Annotated in this window: 16 protein-coding genes; 12 read left to right on the top strand and 4 right to left on the bottom strand. The window is 58.7% G+C overall.

From position 1 onward, the window contains the following. Positions 1–9: 9 nt before the first annotated feature. Positions 10–768 (top strand): 2-C-methyl-D-erythritol 4-phosphate cytidylyltransferase, encoded by a 759-nt coding sequence (ispD, locus tag PI739_RS02495; protein ID WP_003364815.1) that lies wholly within the window; start codon positions 10–12, stop codon positions 766–768. Here ispD and PI739_RS02500 read toward each other — a convergent pair. Further along, entirely contained in the window at positions 728–1,624 is an 897-nt protein-coding gene (locus PI739_RS02500; RefSeq protein WP_003433355.1) for a LysR family transcriptional regulator, read from the bottom strand. The genes ispD and PI739_RS02500 overlap by 41 nt on opposite strands. 104 nt (positions 1,625–1,728) lie before the next feature. On the opposite strand from PI739_RS02500, the gene PI739_RS02505 reads away from it, so the two are divergent. The 8 genes from PI739_RS02505 to rpoS all read left to right on the top strand — a co-directional run bounded on the left by PI739_RS02505 (position 1,729) and on the right by rpoS (position 8,964). Further along, positions 1,729–2,841 (top strand): S-(hydroxymethyl)glutathione dehydrogenase/class III alcohol dehydrogenase, encoded by a 1,113-nt coding sequence (locus PI739_RS02505; protein ID WP_003391047.1) that lies wholly within the window; start codon positions 1,729–1,731, stop codon positions 2,839–2,841. Between the two features lie 96 nt (positions 2,842–2,937). Then, positions 2,938–3,783, top strand: coding sequence for an S-formylglutathione hydrolase (gene fghA / locus PI739_RS02510; RefSeq protein ID WP_003364809.1), 846 nt, complete (start codon positions 2,938–2,940; stop codon positions 3,781–3,783). Between the two features lie 53 nt (positions 3,784–3,836). After that, positions 3,837–4,310 carry a 2-C-methyl-D-erythritol 2,4-cyclodiphosphate synthase gene (gene ispF, locus PI739_RS02515; protein ID WP_003433353.1) on the top strand — a complete coding sequence of 158 codons (474 nt, stop codon included), beginning with the start codon at positions 3,837–3,839 and terminating at the stop codon, positions 4,308–4,310. Beyond that, complete coding sequence (gene truD / locus PI739_RS02520) at positions 4,307–5,365, top strand: tRNA pseudouridine(13) synthase TruD (RefSeq protein ID WP_003433352.1); 1,059 nt, start codon at positions 4,307–4,309, stop codon at positions 5,363–5,365. Before ispF ends, truD begins: the two co-directional genes overlap by 4 nt. Continuing rightward, a complete protein-coding gene (gene surE, locus PI739_RS02525) occupies positions 5,353–6,102 on the top strand; it encodes a 5'/3'-nucleotidase SurE (protein WP_003364800.1) in 750 nt (249 codons plus the stop codon). The genes truD and surE overlap by 13 nt, the downstream gene beginning before the upstream one ends. A 41-nt stretch (positions 6,103–6,143) precedes the next feature. Next, positions 6,144–6,779, top strand: coding sequence for a protein-L-isoaspartate(D-aspartate) O-methyltransferase (locus PI739_RS02530; protein WP_003364797.1), 636 nt, complete (start codon positions 6,144–6,146; stop codon positions 6,777–6,779). 207 nt (positions 6,780–6,986) lie between these two features. Then, on the top strand, positions 6,987–7,853 hold the full coding sequence (locus PI739_RS02535; protein WP_003433348.1) for a peptidoglycan DD-metalloendopeptidase family protein: 867 nt from the start codon (positions 6,987–6,989) through the stop codon (positions 7,851–7,853). A gap of 103 nt (positions 7,854–7,956) precedes the next feature. Further along, on the top strand, positions 7,957–8,964 hold the full coding sequence (gene rpoS / locus PI739_RS02540; protein ID WP_003364793.1) for an RNA polymerase sigma factor RpoS: 1,008 nt from the start codon (positions 7,957–7,959) through the stop codon (positions 8,962–8,964). A 544-nt stretch (positions 8,965–9,508) separates the two neighbouring features. Here the strand turns inward: rpoS and fdxA are convergent. Together fdxA and mutS are read right to left on the bottom strand one after the other, a co-directional pair. Beyond that, positions 9,509–9,832, bottom strand: coding sequence for a ferredoxin FdxA (gene fdxA / locus PI739_RS02545; protein WP_003433347.1), 324 nt, complete (start codon positions 9,830–9,832; stop codon positions 9,509–9,511). A gap of 259 nt (positions 9,833–10,091) precedes the next feature. Continuing rightward, positions 10,092–12,659: a DNA mismatch repair protein MutS gene (gene mutS / locus PI739_RS02550; protein WP_195843816.1), complete on the bottom strand. Its 2,568-nt coding sequence runs from the start codon at positions 12,657–12,659 to the stop codon at positions 10,092–10,094. Positions 12,660–13,131: 472 nt separating this feature from the next. Between mutS and PI739_RS02555 the strand changes: the two genes are divergently transcribed. From PI739_RS02555 to recX, 3 genes are all read left to right on the top strand, one after another. Then, positions 13,132–13,647: a CinA family protein gene (locus PI739_RS02555; protein ID WP_003433344.1), complete on the top strand. Its 516-nt coding sequence runs from the start codon at positions 13,132–13,134 to the stop codon at positions 13,645–13,647. Positions 13,648–13,740: 93 nt separating this feature from the next. Then, entirely contained in the window at positions 13,741–14,805 is a 1,065-nt protein-coding gene (recA, locus tag PI739_RS02560) for a recombinase RecA (protein WP_002554688.1), read from the top strand. Positions 14,806–14,810: 5 nt separating this feature from the next. Beyond that, complete coding sequence (recX, locus tag PI739_RS02565) at positions 14,811–15,278, top strand: recombination regulator RecX (protein WP_003433342.1); 468 nt, start codon at positions 14,811–14,813, stop codon at positions 15,276–15,278. A 13-nt stretch (positions 15,279–15,291) separates the two neighbouring features. Here recX and PI739_RS02570 read toward each other — a convergent pair whose 3' ends face one another. Beyond that, positions 15,292–16,407 (bottom strand): LOG family protein, encoded by a 1,116-nt coding sequence (locus tag PI739_RS02570; RefSeq protein WP_054080761.1) that lies wholly within the window; start codon positions 16,405–16,407, stop codon positions 15,292–15,294. Positions 16,408–16,507: the final 100 nt, after the last annotated feature.

Raw genomic sequence — 16,507 nt, forward strand, 5'->3', positions numbered from 1 at the left:
GTTGGTGCGATGAAAGACTTTCTTCCTGCCTTCTGGGCAGTGATACCTGCAGCGGGCATTGGTGCTCGCATGGCAGCCGACCGTCCCAAGCAGTACCTGCCACTGGGCGGCCTGACAATTCTGGAACACAGCCTGCTTTGCTTTCTCGATCATCCCCGGCTCAAGGGGTTGGTGATCAGTCTGGCTGTGGACGACCCTTACTGGGCTGCATTGCCCTGCGCGCATGACACTCGCATTCAGCGCGTGGACGGCGGCAGCGAGCGCTCAGGCTCGGTACTCAATGCGCTGCTGCACCTGCATGCGCAGGGCGCCAGTGACAATGACTGGGTGCTGGTTCATGACGCTGCGCGTCCGAACCTGGCGCGCAGCGATCTGGACAATCTGCTCGGCGAACTGGCCGATGACCCTGTCGGCGGCCTGCTGGCCGTGCCGGCCCGCGACACGCTCAAACGTGCCGACAGCAGCGGTCGCGTGCTGGAAACAGTGGATCGTAGCCTGATCTGGCAAGCCTTCACGCCGCAGATGTTTCGTCTTGGTGCCCTGCATCGCGCCCTGGCGGACAGCCTGGTATCTAACGTCAGCATCACCGATGAGGCATCGGCCATCGAGTGGGCGGGGCAGTCGCCACGCCTGATCGAGGGACGTTCCGACAACATCAAGGTCACGCGTCCCGAAGACCTGGAGTGGCTGCGCCAGCGCCACAGCAAGTTCGGGCGCCAGGTTTCCGCTACTGGCGATATTCATCCCTCATCGCCAACCCTTCCTTAAGATAATCCACCAGCTTGCGCACCTTGGGTGACAGGTGCCTTTGCTGCGGATAGAGCGCCCATACTGCAGTGTTGGGCGGTTGATGCGCCTCCAGCAATGAAACCAGCGTGCCGTCGTTGAGATGTTTCTGCACGTAGTAATCCGGCAACTGACACAAACCGACTCCGTGCAGTGCGGCATCCAGCACGGCCTGGCCGCTGTTACAGCGCCAGTTGCCTTGTACACGCTGGGAAAACTCACGCCCGTTCTGCTGAAGCTGCCAGGTATCGCTGCCTCCGATCAGGCAATTATGGCGATTCAGTTCCGAAAGGCTGTGCGGTCTGCCGTAACGCTCGATGTAGGACGGCGAAGCGCACAGGTACATCTGCCGTGGCGCGAGGCGGGTCGCGACCAGACGCGAGTCCTGTAACCGGCCAAGCCGAATCGCCAGGTCCATGCCTTCATGAACCAGGTCCAGCGTGTCGTTGCTCAGCTCGATATCGACCCGCAGGTGCGGGTAAACGTCCATGAAACGCGTGACCAGCGGCGTGATGAAGCGCTCGCCATAGGCCACCGCGCAGGTCATGCGCAACAACCCCTTCGGTTCGCTGGCCAGATCGCCCACGGCGCGCAGAGCTTCTTCGCGGCCGTCCTGCAGGCGCTGGCAGTGGTGCAGAAAGGTTTGCCCGGCTTCCGTCAGCGCGACCTTGCGTGTGCTGCGGTAGAGCAGACGGGTCTGCAGGCGCTCTTCAAGACGAACGATTTGACGGCTCACATGCGACGAGGAGACCCCGAGCCGCTGAGCTGCCGCCGTGAACTGCCCGCATTCTGCAACGGCAACGAACTCATCCAGACCTTCCCAGCGATTGGTGTACATCGATTATCCCTGTACAGCATTAATGTTTTGCTTTTAGCCGCATTACTCGTCAATTGGCACTGTACTACACTGCAATCCTTGTTTTTACCCGTCGGAGAAGATTGATGATCAAGTCGCGCGCTGCTGTCGCTTTTGAAGCCAAAAAGCCATTGGAGATCGTTGAAGTCGATGTCGCCATGCCCAAGGCGGGAGAAGTGCTGCTCAGAGTAGTAGCCTCCGGCGTCTGCCACACCGATGCCTACACCCTGTCCGGGGCTGACCCTGAAGGGATTTTCCCGTCGATCCTCGGTCACGAAGGCGGTGCGATTGTCGAAGCGGTGGGAGAGGGCGTGACCTCGGTGATGGTCGGCGACCACGTGATTCCGCTGTACACCCCGGAATGCCGTCAGTGCAAGTTCTGCCGCTCGGGCAAGACCAACCTGTGTCAGGCGATTCGTGCCACTCAGGGTAAAGGCCTGATGCCGGATGGCACCACGCGCTTTTCCTACAAGGGCGAGCCGATTTTCCACTACATGGGCACATCGACCTTCTCCGAGTACACCGTACTGCCGGAAATCTCGGTGGCCAAAATCGACAAGCAGGCACCGCTGGAAAAGGTCTGCCTGCTGGGTTGCGGTGTCACCACCGGTATCGGTGCGGTGCTCAACACCGCCAAGGTCAAGCCTGGCGATACCGTGGCCATCTTCGGCCTGGGCGGTATTGGCCTTTCGGCATTGATCGGTGCGGTCAAAGCCAAGGCAGCTCGAATCATTGCCATCGACATCAACCCGGCCAAGTTCGAAATCGCCAAGCAGCTGGGCGCGACTGATTGCGTCAATCCGAAGGATTTCGACCGTCCGATCCAGGAAGTCATTGTCGACATGACCGATGGCGGCGTCGACTTCTCGTTTGAGTGCATCGGTAATGTGCAGCTGATGCGTGCAGCGCTGGAATCCTGCCACAAGGGCTGGGGCGAGTCGGTCATCATCGGCGTGGCCGGTGCCGGTCAGGAAATCGCTACTCGTCCGTTCCAACTGGTGACCGGGCGCGTCTGGCGCGGTTCGGCATTTGGTGGCGTGCGTGGTCGTACCGAATTGCCAAGCTACGTGGACATGGCGCAGACCGGTGAAATCCCGCTGGATACGTTCATCACCCACACCATGGGCCTGGAAGACATCAACAAGGCATTCGACCTGATGCATGAAGGCAAAAGCATCCGCACGGTCATTCATTTTTAAGGAGCAGCGGCAGGCGCTCGGCTTCAAGCAGCAAGCAGGATGCTCTGGTCCATGCCTGCAGCCTGAGGCTTGACGCCTGCAACTGGAGGAAACCCTATGCCTTTGGAAAATATTTCCTGCCAAAAGAGTTTCGGCGGCTGGCACAAGCGCTACAAGCATCATTCTCAAGTGCTCGGTTGCGACATGGTGTTTGCCGTCTACCTGCCGCCACAGGCGGAGCAGGGCGGCAAGCTGCCGGTGTTGTACTGGCTATCCGGCCTGACCTGCACGGATGAAAACTTCATGCAGAAAGCAGCGGCCCATCGACTGGCGGCCGAGCTGGGCATCATCATCGTGGCGCCTGATACCAGTCCGCGCGGTGCCGACGTGGCAGATGACCCTGACGGCGCCTGGGACTTCGGTCAGGGCGCGGGCTTCTACCTTAACGCTACCGAGCAGCCTTACGCGCGGCATTACCAAATGCATGATTACGTGGTCAAGGAACTGCCGGCGTTGATCGAGGGGCATTTCCCGGCGTCGCAGGTGCGCAGTATCAGCGGCCACTCGATGGGCGGTCACGGCGCGCTGGTCTGCGCATTGCGCAATCCTGGCCGCTATCGCTCGGTGTCGGCGTTTTCGCCGATCAGTAATCCGATCGATTGCCCCTGGGGGCAAAAGGCATTCTCCCGTTATCTGGGCGAAGACCGTTCTCGCTGGCGCGAGTGGGATGCCAGCGTGCTGATTGCGCAGGCGTCCGAAAAGCTGCCGACCCTGGTCGATCAGGGCGATCGTGATGATTTTCTGGTCAATCAGCTCAAACCCGAGGTGCTGGTTCAGGCGGCCAAGGCTGCGGATTACCCGCTGACCCTGCGCATGCAGCCAGGTTACGACCACAGCTATTTCTTCATCGCCAGCTTCATCGAAGACCATCTCAGGCATCACGCTGCAGCCTTGAACAGCTAACGCGCGCCAAAGCAGGTAGAATCACGCCCTGACTTTTTTCAGGGCGTTTTTTTATGCGTATTGGCCATGGCTATGATGTGCACCGTTTCGCTGAAGGCGACTTCATTACCTTGGGCGGCGTGCGGATTGCACACGGGTTCGGCCTGCTGGCCCATTCCGATGGCGATGTCCTGCTGCATGCCTTGAGCGACGCGCTTCTGGGCGCCGCAGCGCTGGGCGATATCGGCAAGCACTTTCCTGACACTGATCCGCAGTTCAAGGGCGCCGACAGCCGCGTGCTGCTGCGTCATGTCCTCACGCTGATCCATGGCAAAGGCTTGAAGGTCGGTAATGTCGACGCGACCATCGTCGCTCAGGCACCGAAAATGGCGCCGCATATCGATGCCATGCGTGCATTGATCGCCGAAGACCTTCAGGTTGAGCTGGATCAGGTCAACGTCAAGGCCACAACGACCGAAAAGCTTGGCTTTACCGGGCGTGAAGAAGGCATCGCGGTGCATGCCGTTGCGTTGTTGCTGCGCGCATGAATGAACTTGAACTGCTGGGCCCGCGAGCTTACGGCGATGCACTGGGGCGTGCAGTGCTCAAGGCGACTGCCGAAGACTTTCAGGTCGATGAAGTGCTGGACATTCCGCTTTCCGGGGATGGCGAGCACTTGTGGCTATGGGTCGAGAAACGCGGCCTGAACACGGAAGAGGCGGCGCGCCGGCTGGCCCGGGCTGCGGGCGTTCAGTTGCGCACAGTCAGCTACGCCGGTCTCAAGGATCGCCAGGCATTGACCCGTCAGTGGTTCAGTATTCAACTGCCGGGCAAGGCCGATCCTGATCTGTCTGCTGCGCAGGACGACACGCTGAAGATTCTCAAAAGCGGTCGTCACAAACGCAAGCTGCAGCGTGGCGCCCATGCGGCCAATGGCTTCACCCTGCGTCTGACTCAGCTGGATGCAGACCAGGGCGCGTTGAATCAGCGCCTTGAAACCATTGCCCGGCAGGGCATCCCCAATTATTTCGGCACGCAGCGTTTTGGCTATCAGGGCGGAAATCTTGGCGAGGCACGCGATTACGCCGCCCGCAAGGCGCTGCCTGAGCAGCGCGCCGTGCGTTCGCGACTGTTGTCCACGGCGCGCAGTTACCTGTTCAACCGGGTGTTAGCCGCCCGGGTTGCCGATGGCAGCTGGCAGAAGGCTCAGGTCGGGGATTTGCTTGCGTTCACCGACAGTCGCAGTTTTTTCCCGGCCGGATTGGATGAATGCAGCGATCCTCGTCTGGCGATCCTCGATCTGCACCCCACCGGTCCTCAGTGGGGTGAAGGCCCTTCGCCAGCTGGCGGTGCGACGGCAGCGCTGGAAAATACCGTTGCCGATGACGAATCCGTGTTGCGTGACTGGCTGGTCAGAGCGGGCATGGAGCACGAACGTCGCATCCTGCGACTGCCCATTGGGCGGCTGACGTGGCATTATCCCGAGTCTGACATTCTGCAACTGGAATTCGTCCTTCCGCCCGGATGCTTTGCGACCGTCTTGGTACGCGAACTCATCGATCTGGTGCCGGTTGGGCAGACGGACAGCTCATGCGTATTCTGATATCAAATGATGACGGGGTGAATGCGCCCGGTCTTGTCGCGCTCCATGCGGCGTTGGCGAACTACGCCGACTGCGTGGTGATTGCGCCTGATCAGGACAAAAGTGGTGCCAGCAGTTCTCTGACACTCGACCGGCCCTTGCATCCGCACACCCTTGAAAACGGCTTCATCAGTGTCAACGGTACGCCCACCGATTGTGTGCATCTGGGCATTCACGGGCTACTGGAGCGGCAACCGGACATGGTGGTTTCAGGCATTAACCTGGGGGCCAATCTGGGCGACGATGTACTGTATTCCGGAACGGTCGCCGCAGCGCTTGAAGGGCGTTTTCTGCAGCGCCCGTCGTTTGCCTTTTCGTTTCTGTCACGTCAGCCGGATAATCTGGCGACGGCGGCGCATTACGCGCGCTTGCTGGTCGAGGCCCATGAGCAACTCGACCTGCCACCCCGCACGGTATTGAACGTGAATATTCCCAACCTGCCGCTCGAGCACATCCGCGGCATTCAACTGACCCGATTGGGGCATCGTGCCCGCGCTGCGGCGCCGATCAAGGTCGTCGACCCGCGTGGCCGCGCTGGCTACTGGATCGCTGCTGCCGGTGATGTCGAGGACGGCGGCGCCGGGACCGACTTTCATGCGGTCGTACAAGGCTATGTATCGATCACGCCGTTGCAGCTGGATAGAACCTATCAGGACGGATTCAGCAGCCTGAACACCTGGCTGGAGGGACTTCGTTGATGTCACGCGAGCAGGATGATTTATTGCGTCGAGGGATCGGAATGACATCGCAGCGTACCCGCGAGCGTCTGATTCAGCGCCTCTGTGAAGAGGGCATTTCCAACCAGCGGGTACTGGACGTCATTCGCAAGACGCCACGGCATCTGTTTGTCGATGAAGCGCTGGCGCATCGCGCCTACGAAGACACCGCATTGCCCATCGGTCACAACCAGACCATTTCCCAGCCTTACATGGTCGCGCGGATGAGCGAGCTGCTGTTGGCAGCCGGGCCGCTGGACAAGGTCATGGAGATCGGTACGGGGTCAGGCTATCAGACTGCTGTGCTGGCGCAGCTGGTAGAACGAGTGTTCTCGGTCGAGCGCATCAAGGTGCTTCAGGATCGCGCCAAGGAACGTCTGGTCGAGCTCAATCTGCGCAATGTGGTGTTCCGCTGGGGTGACGGCTGGGAAGGCTGGCCAGCCCTGGCGCCCTATAACGGCATCATCGTCACCGCGGTGGCAACCGATGTACCGCAGGCATTGCTCGATCAGCTGGCACCGGGAGGCCGTCTGGTCATTCCCGTGGGCTCGGGGGAGGTTCAGCAGTTGATGCTGATCATCCGTGAAGAACACGGTTTTTCCCGGCACGTGCTGGGGGCTGTGCGCTTCGTGCCATTGCTCAATGGACCCATCGCTTGAAGATTGTCTGCGGTAAACAATGAATTCTGGCGTCAGTCATCTGTCTACAGCGCGCGGCCCGGAATGTTGAATGGCCTGATGGCATCATTTCCATGCAGCTGATTGATACTTAACAGCGTTTTTCAGCGGATATCACTGGCTGCCCGTCGCTATTACGGCACAATAGGCATCTTTTTTGAATTCAGTCACCAGTAAAGGGAGTGGCGGGTGAGTCTCACAGTCATTCAGCAGCTCAGGTCTTCAAGAAGTTATCAGCGTCTGGTGATTGGCATTGCTCTCAGTGTCCTTTTGGTCGGCTGCTCCAGCTCGCCCTCAGGCGGCGTTCGCGTCGTTGATCGCAACGGCAATGCCGTGGCCCAGCGCCCGACGGTGACCACTGGCCAATACGTGGTCAGGCGCGGTGACACACTTTTTTCCATTGCATTTCGTTACGGCTGGGACTGGAAGGCGCTGGCTGCCCGTAACCAGATCCCGGAGCCGTTTACCATCAAGCCTGGTCAGACAATTCGCTTTGACGGACGCTCCTCTTCAACACCGAGCGTGGTTTCAACGTCGAGCGCCGGGCGTCCAGTGACGTCCACGTCAACCACTACCAGCAGTTCCGGATCCGTCAAAACCACGGTCATGTCCAAGCCTGTTGCGGTTGTACCTGTGGTTATACCTCCCTCGGCGACCACCGGGACAGGCCCGGCCGGCAAGTCCCCGACAGGTTGGACCTGGCCTTCGAGTGGCATTTTGATAGGAAAATTTTCCTCAAACGGCAGTTTGAATAAAGGAATTGATATCGCTGGTGATTTGGGACAGCCTGTTTTGGCAGCGTCTGATGGTTCAGTTGTTTACGCCGGAAGTGGATTACGGGGCTACGGCGAATTGATCATCATCAAACACAGCGATACCTACGTCAGTGCCTACGGTCATAACCGCAGGCTTTTGGTACGGGAAGGACAACAGGTCAAGGCAGGGCAGACGATTGCCGAAATGGGGTCAACAGGAACTGACCGGGTGAAACTGCATTTTGAGATTCGCCGCCAAGGGAAACCTGTAGATCCGTTAGGATTCTTGCCACGTCGTTGATAGTTGCCAGCCTGTTCCAGGCGTAATAGGAACAGGCTCAAGCGTTGCCATGGAACCAGGCGATGCTGGAGCTTGAGGTCGAACTCACCAAAGGACTAAAACAATGGCTCTTGGCAACGAAGCGCCGGAGTTTGACATCGATGATGAAGTGCTCCTTATGGAAGCCGGCATTGTCCTGAAGGAAGCGTCAAACGAGAAGCAGCCAGCCGCTGTCTCGGGACGTACCAAGGTCAAGCAATCAACATCGCTCAAACAACACAAGTACATTGACTACACGCGGGCGCTTGATGCTACCCAGCTGTACCTCAATGAAATCGGTTTTTCTCCTCTATTGTCCCCGGAAGAAGAAGTGCATTTTGCGCGTCTGTCGCAAAGTGGAGATCCGGCCGGGCGCAAACGCATGATTGAAAGCAATCTGCGGCTGGTAGTAAAAATTGCCAGACGCTATGTCAATCGTGGGCTGTCATTGCTTGATCTGATCGAGGAGGGCAACCTGGGGTTGATCAGGGCGGTTGAGAAGTTCGACCCGGAGCGCGGTTTTCGTTTCTCCACCTACGCCACCTGGTGGATTCGTCAGACCATTGAACGCGCGATCATGAATCAGACGCGGACCATCCGACTGCCGATTCATGTGGTCAAGGAGCTGAACGTTTATCTGCGTGCGGCCAGAGAGCTGACCCAGAAGCTGGATCACGAACCTTCTCCTGAAGAGATCGCCAACCTGCTGGAAAGACCGGTAGGCGAGGTCAAGCGCATGCTGGGCCTGAACGAGCGTGTTTCGTCAGTGGACGTTTCGCTGGGCCCGGATTCGGACAAGACGCTGCTCGATACCTTGACCGACGACCGTCCGACAGACCCCTGCGAGTTGCTGCAGGACGACGATCTCTCACAGAGTATCGATCAATGGCTGTCTGAACTGACCGAGAAGCAGCGCGAGGTGGTGATTCGCCGCTTCGGCTTGCGCGGGCATGAAAGCAGCACGCTTGAAGATGTAGGGCTTGAGATCGGCCTGACGCGTGAGCGTGTAAGGCAGATTCAGGTTGAAGGACTCAAGCGTCTGCGTGAGATCCTCGAGAAAAATGGTCTGTCCAGCGAATCCCTCTTCCAGTAATCCCCCCTCTGCAGCATCCATCCAGGGCCGATATAACACAGTGTGTGTATATCGGCCTTTTTATATGTCTTTCGTCATTTTAATATTGCTGCTCACGGGACCCGCCAATACGGTTTTGCCTGTTCAATCTCGCGGTCGGTGTACTTGGAAGGTTCAAAGCCTGTAAGTCATTGCGCACGCTTGCTGTAAGTCATTCAGGTAATCGGAGTAAGGCTAGTCGCCAATTTCACGGTTTTTTCGTTGCAAGGCTTTGTTTTTGAAAAGGTTTAATCCTGTAAGACAATCGACCGGGAAATATTCTGGAGCGTTTCGGGTGTTGCTCTCCAGGGTTAAATCTCTAATATCGAAGCTGTGCCAACGGACAGGCACGGGCCATCAAGGATGACGGTCAAGGACATCGCGGGATGCGATTCATCAGGATGATGACAAGGGAATACAGGGATCAGGGAAAAACGTGGGCGGGTCATACCGCCCCTTTTTTTGTCTGCAGAAAAGCGCATTCAATAAAAAAGGCCCTCTTGAGGGCCTTTTGTCTGTCTGGAATCTAGCGTTCCAGATCAGCGATCTTGCCGGTTTTGCCATCCCACTCTGCCGCTTCCGGCATAGCGTCTTTCTTTTCGGTGATATTGGGCCAGACTTCGGCAAGCTCGGCGTTGAGCTCGATGAAGTTTTCCATGCCGGCAGGGATCTCGTCTTCCGAGTAAATGGCTACGGCAGGGCACTCTGGCTCGCAGAGCGCGCAGTCGATGCACTCGTCCGGGTGGATCACCAGGAAATTCGGGCCTTCGTAAAAGCAGTCCACCGGACAGACTTCTACGCAGTCGGTGTACTTGCACTTGATGCAGTTGTCGGTGACGACGAAGGTCATTTCTAATTTTCTCCTCAGGCGGCTGCGGCAGAGCCCTTCCAGACAGGGGTGCCAGGTTCGGGAGGTTTCCCGGCCCTATGAAAACACGTGCTTTTGGTGGGTGGCCTTGAAGCGGTAAGACTGCGGCGTCTGCTACCTGTCCCTGCTACCTACCGATGGTTCGCTGCATTTTCACGCGGCTCGAAAAACGCCTCGACCAGGCTAAAAGCCGAGAGCGTCCCAAACCGCGCGGGATTCTAACAGTATGTAACGCTTCGCGTCACAGGCGAGTTTGCAATGTGTATAGCAAATCCAGCGCCTGCCGCGGGGTCATATCGTCGACCTTGACCTTCGACAGCTCGTCGAGCACCGGGTGCGGCAGACTTGCGAACATATCGCTCTGCTGCGGGACTGCGGGCTTGCCGGGTTTGGCGCGCGGCTGCTCGTGCGGCAGGCTGGTGGTTTCCAGACGCTGCAAGTGTTCCTTGGCGCGGCTGATGACCTTGCCCGGCACCCCGGCCAGTTGCGCCACGGCCAGACCGTAGCTCTGGCTCGCAGGCCCTGGCAGGACGCGGTGCAGGAACACGATGCGCTCATTATGCTCGGTGGCGTTGAGGTGCACATTGGTCACCAGCGGTTCGCTTTCCGGCAACACCGTCAGTTCGAAATAGTGCGTGGCGAACAGTGTATAGGCGCGCAGCTGCGCGAGGCACTCGGCTGCCGCCCAGGCCAGCGAAAGGCCGTCGAAAGTACTGGTGCCGCGCCCCACTTCGTCCATCAGCACCAGACTTTTATCGGTAGCGTTGTGCAGGATGTTTGCCGTTTCGCTCATTTCGACCATGAACGTCGAGCGTCCTCCCGCCAGGTCGTCGCTGGAGCCGATGCGCGTGAAGATCCGGTCGACCAGCGACAGTTCGCAGCTGGCAGCGGGCACGAAGCTGCCGATATGGGCCAGCAGCACGATCAGCGCCGTCTGACGCATATAGGTCGATTTACCGCCCATGTTCGGGCCGGTGATGACCAGCATGCGAGTGCTGTCGTCCAGCGCCAGGTCGTTGGCAACGAAAGGCGTGCTCAGAACCTGTTCCACCACCGGATGACGGCCTTGCTCGATGCGCATGCAGGGTTCGGCGACAAAGCGTGGGCAATTGAGGTCCAGATTCAGCGCGCGCTCCGCAAGGTTGCTCAACACGTCCAGTTCGGCCAGCGCCGCCGCCGTATCCTGAAGCGGCGCAAGATGACCGATCAGGTCTTCGAGGAGCGTTTCGTAGAGCATCTTTTCCCGAGCCAAGGCGCGGCTCTTGGCCGACAACGCCTTGTCTTCGAACTCCTTGAGCTCGGGCGTGATAAAGCGCTCGGCGCCCTTCAGGGTCTGGCGGCGTATGTAATCAGCCGGCGCCTGCTCGGCCTGCTTGCTTGGCAGCTCGATAAAGTAGCCATGTACGCGGTTGTAGCCGACTTTCAGGTTGCCGAGACCGGTGCGGGCTTTTTCGCGGGCTTCCAGGTCGATCAGGAACTGGCCGGCGTTTTCGCTCAGAGACTGCAGATCATCCAGCTCAGCGTCGTAGCCAGTCTTCAAAACGCCACCGTCACGAATGACGGCTGGCGGGTTGTCGATGATCGCGCGCTGCAGCAGATCGGCCAGCTCGGGATAGGTGCTGGCGGTCTGCGCAAGTTGCTGCAGATGCGGCGCTTCCAGATCGGTCATCGCCTGTTGCAACTCGGGCAGGGCGCTCAGGGCGTCGCGCAGGCGAGCGAGGTCACGTGGCCGCGCGTTACGCAGGCCGATGCGCGCCAGAATCCGCTCAATGTCGCCGATTTCCTTGAGCTGTGGCTGCAGGTTTTCAAAGCGATAGCGTTCCAGAAAACAGGTGATCGACGTCTGGCGTGCCTGAAGGATGGTCAGGTCGCGCAATGGCCGGTTCAGCCAGCGGGTCAGTAACCGTGTCCCCATTGCGGTCTGGCAGCGGTCCATGACCGATTGCAGGGTGTTGTCACGGCCTCCGGACAGGTTGGTGTCCAGTTCCAGATTACGGCGACTGGCGGCATCGAGGATCACGGTATCGTCGAGACGTTCGTGACGCAGGCTGCGCAGATGGGGCAGGGCGGTACGCTGGGTTTCCTTGGCATAGCTCAGCAGGCAGCCGGCAGCACCGATGGCCAGCGTCAGGTTTTCGCAACCGAAACCCGTCAGGTCCTGGGTTGCAAACTGCTGACACAAACTTTTGTGCGCTGAGTCGCGCTCGAAATCCCAAGGCGCGCGACGTCGAGAACCACGGCGCTTCTCGGCAGGCAGACCTTGTGGCCAATCGTCCGGGATCAACAGCTCGACCGGGTTGATGCGCTCGAGCTCGGCCAGCAGGTTCTCCCAGCCCTTGATCTCCAGCACACTGAAGTTACCGCTGGTGATATCCAGTACCGCGAGGCCGAACAGGCGTTCGTCACCCAGCACTGCGGCGATCAGGTTATCGCGGCGCTCGTCGAGCAGGGCCTCATCGCTGATGGTCCCTGGCGTGATGATCCGCACCACCTGACGGTCCACCGGCCCCTTGCTGGTAGCCGGGTCGCCGATCTGCTCGCAGATCACCACCGATTCGCCCAGTTTCACCAGCTTGGCCAGATAACCCTCGGCTGCGTGGTAGGGAATCCCGCACATGGGAATGCTCTGACCTGCCGACTGGCCGCGTGCGGTCAGGGTTATATCGAGCAGCTTGGCGGCTTTCTTCGCATCTTCGTAGAAGATCTCGTAGAAATCGCCCATGCGATAAAACATCAGTTGATCCAGGTGCTGGTTTTTCAGTTTCCAGTACTGCTGCATCATCGGAGTGTGTGCGGAGAGGTCGGAAATTGCTTTATTCATCAGTGGCTTAGGCAAGTTCTTGAGAGGAGTGAGGCAACCTTGAGACGCGACGGGTGTCCCTTGTCTGAAGCAAGGGGCGTCTGCCGGGTATGTGCGATGGCGGCAAGGTTATCACGCTCGACCGGGTGGTGCAGTGACCGCGTGGCTTCCCGCGTATTGGTGACCGGGCGTTTCCAGACAGCCATGCATCCCGATTTGGCGTATAGACTTTCATCGCTGCCACCCGATAACCGGACGGTAACTTATAAAAAAGGACTTTTATATGAAGAACAAACGAGCAAGGGACTCTGTCAGCGGGCGCTTCATTCCTTTGGAAGAAGCCAGAAAAAGGCCGAGAGAAACCACGGTGGAAACGGTCAAAAAGCCCGGGCGCAGGAAAAATGACCAGTAAAGCAGCATGCTCAGCCCCGTTGCGCGGCAGGTGCGCTGCCTCAGGATTCACCTTTACAGGCTTTTTAGCATGAACGATTACACCGAGGATGAGATAACCGGGCTTGCCGATACGCTTGGCAGGCTTCTGGGTGCAATGGGCGCGCAAGTGACCACTGCCGAATCCTGTACGGGGGGCGGAATAGCCGAAGCGATCACGCGCATTGCCGGCAGCTCGGCGTGGTTCGAAGCGGGCTACGTGACCTATTCGAATGCCCAGAAGACCCGCCAGTTAGGGGTGCCCGAGGTGTTGTTCGCACAGGTCGGGGCGGTCAGTCAGCCGGTTGTCGAGGCCATGGTGCGAGGCGCACAGCGTGAAAGCGGTGCACGATTCGCCGTCGCGGTCAGCGGTGTCGCGGGGCCTGGCGGCGGTTCGCCGGACAAACCGGTCGGTACTGTGTGGCTGTGCTGGGGCAAGGATGATGCGCTGATCGCCCGGCGTTGCCACTTCGATGGCGACCGTGATCAGGTCCGTCGACAGACGGTCGAAGCCGCGCTGCACGGGCTGATACAGCTTGCACGCGGAGAAATGCCAAAACAGGGGTAGGCGCGCGCTCACTGCTGTGGAATAATACTGTCTACTTATACAGGTGTTGTGGCCATCAAGGCCCTAATTGAATTTGATTACGTGAGGACTTCAATGGACGACAACAAGAAGAAAGCCTTGGCTGCGGCCTTGGGTCAGATCGAGCGTCAGTTCGGTAAAGGCGCCGTGATGCGCATGGGCGATCATGATCGCCAGGCGATCCCTGCCATCTCCACCGGTTCGCTGGGTCTGGATATCGCACTCGGTATTGGCGGTCTGCCGAAAGGCCGGATCGTGGAAATCTACGGTCCTGAGTCTTCCGGTAAAACCACACTGACGCTGTCGGTCATCGCTCAGGCCCAGAAAATGGGTGCTACCTGTGCCTTTGTCGACGCCGAGCACGCACTGGATCCGGAATACGCCGGCAAGCTGGGCGTCAACGTCGACGACCTGCTGGTTTCGCAGCCGGATACCGGTGAGCAGGCGCTGGAAATCACCGACATGCTGGTGCGCTCCAATGCCATCGACGTGATCGTGGTCGACTCCGTTGCTGCGCTGGTACCCAAGGCAGAGATCGAAGGCGAAATGGGTGACATGCACGTGGGTCTGCAGGCGCGTCTGATGTCGCAGGCGCTGCGCAAGATCACCGGTAACATCAAGAACGCCAACTGCCTGGTGATCTTCATCAACCAGATCCGCATGAAGATCGGCGTGATGTTCGGCAGCCCGGAAACCACTACCGGTGGTAACGCGCTGAAGTTCTACGCTTCGGTACGTCTGGACATCCGCCGTACAGGCGCGGTCAAGGAAGGCGATGAAGTTGTCGGCAGCGAAACCCGCGTCAAGGTCGTGAAGAACAAGGTAGCTCCGCCGTTCCGTCAGGCCGAGTTCCAGATTCTCTACGGCAAGGGTATCTACCTGAATGGCGAAATCGTCGATCTGGCCGTTCTGCATGGTTTTGTCGAGAAGTCCGGCGCCTGGTACAGCTACCAGGGCAGCAAGATCGGTCAGGGTAAGGCCAACTCGGCCAAGTTCCTGGCAGATAACCCGGAAATCTGCAAAGCGCTTGAGAAGCAGATCCGCGACAAGTTGCTGACCCCTGGCGTTGATACCAAGGCTGTCGGCTCCCGTGAAGCAGTGGCTGCCGATGACATGTCTGAAGCAGATGTCGATATCTGATAGCCATGCCTGCCGTGCTCGATACACCCGTCGCCGTCAGGCGCACTGCAATGGACCTGCTCGCACGTCGCGAGCATGGTCGAGTCGAGCTGACGCGTAAACTGCGTCAGCGCGGCGCTCCCCCCGAGCTTATCGATGCAGCCCTTGATCGTCTGGTCGAGGAAGGTTTGCTCTCCGAGTCCCGTTACCTTGAAAGCTTCGTTTCTTATCGGGCACGTTCGGGCTACGGTCCTGTTCGTATTCGAGAAGAGCTGGGTCAGCGTGGTTTACAACGTGCCGACATCGAGCAGGCGCTCAGGGAGTGCGGCATTGATTGGCAGGAGAAGCTTCACGAGCTCTGGCAGCGCAAGTTTGCCGGTGCTCTGCCTGTCGATGCTCGTGAGCGAGCCAGGCAGGGGCGTTTTTTGAGTTATCGCGGCTATCCGCTGGAAATGATCGGCCGCCTGTTAAGCGGCCGTGGCGGGGATGACTGATCTATCCGGGCGCTTACTGTGGCGCCCGGTTCCGAGCTGCGTCCCTTGGCGCTGAAGCGTCGTCTTCCCAGTTTTCCTGTTGATTGATGTAATCCACCAGTTCCCGAAGCCCGCCCTGATTGCGTCCTGTGAACGTGAACGCCAGCCGTGTCAGGTGACTGAATTGCGCTTCATCGTGCTCTTCGCCCTGATAACTGTGCTGATGAAAGTTTTCATTGATGCACAGGTCAGCGAACGCGTCCTGCATGTGCTCCAGGGCCTGTTCGTTCAGCGCATGATGCATACGGATCACGAACTTGTTTTTCAGCCAGCGGCTGGAATGGAAGTTGGCATAAAACCGGTTGATCTCTTCCACCGCTTCATCGGCGCTGTAAACCAGTCTCATCAGCTTCATGTCGGCTGGCAAAATGTAGTGATTGTCCTGCAACTGATGCTTGATGAAGTCCAGTGCACCTTGCCAGAAACTTCCGCCAGGCGTATCCAGCAATACAACAGGCACCAACGGGCTTTTGCCGGTTTGTATCAATGTCAGCACTTCCAGGGCTTCATCCAGAGTTCCGAAGCCGCCGGGGCATAGCACCAGCGCGTCGGCTTCCTTGACGAAGAACAGCTTGCGCGTAAAGAAGAAGTGGAAGGGCAGCAGGTTTTCGCTGCCCTCAACTGTCGGATTGGCGTGCTGTTCGAAGGGCAGGGTAATGTTGAACCCAAGGCTGTGTTTCAAGCCTGCACCGGCATGGGCTGCCGCCATGATGCCGCCGCCCGCGCCGGTGATGACCATCATGTCGGAGCGGGCCAGCTTTTCACCCAGCTCTCTGGCCTGTGCGTACAGCGGATGTTCCGCCGGTGTGCGAGCGGAGCCGAATACAGTGACTTTGCGGCGGCCCTTGAAACGTTCGAGCACCCGAAAGGCCTTGTCCAGTTCGCGCAGGGTTTGCAGCGTTATCTTGACGTCCCAGCGGTTGCGGTCATCCTGGGCCATGCGCAACACCGTGAGCATCATGTCGCGGTACAGCGGCAGGTTTTTCGTGCCCGGAGCCACCTCATTGATGTGCTCTTCAATCTGGCTGGTCAGGTCGAGACCATCGCGTTGGAAGTGTCGGGATAGAAGATCGTCAGGTACATACGGCATTCGGGATTTTTCCTCCTGCTGGATCAATGGCCCGATGGGGCGTGTTGAATCGATGATGTCCCGGTTTGAAGCGAAAGGCTACCCATTCCCTGTTCATTGC

It is taken from the genome of Pseudomonas cerasi (genome assembly GCF_027983475.1).
Taxonomy (GTDB): Bacteria; Pseudomonadota; Gammaproteobacteria; order Pseudomonadales; family Pseudomonadaceae; genus Aquipseudomonas; species Aquipseudomonas cerasi.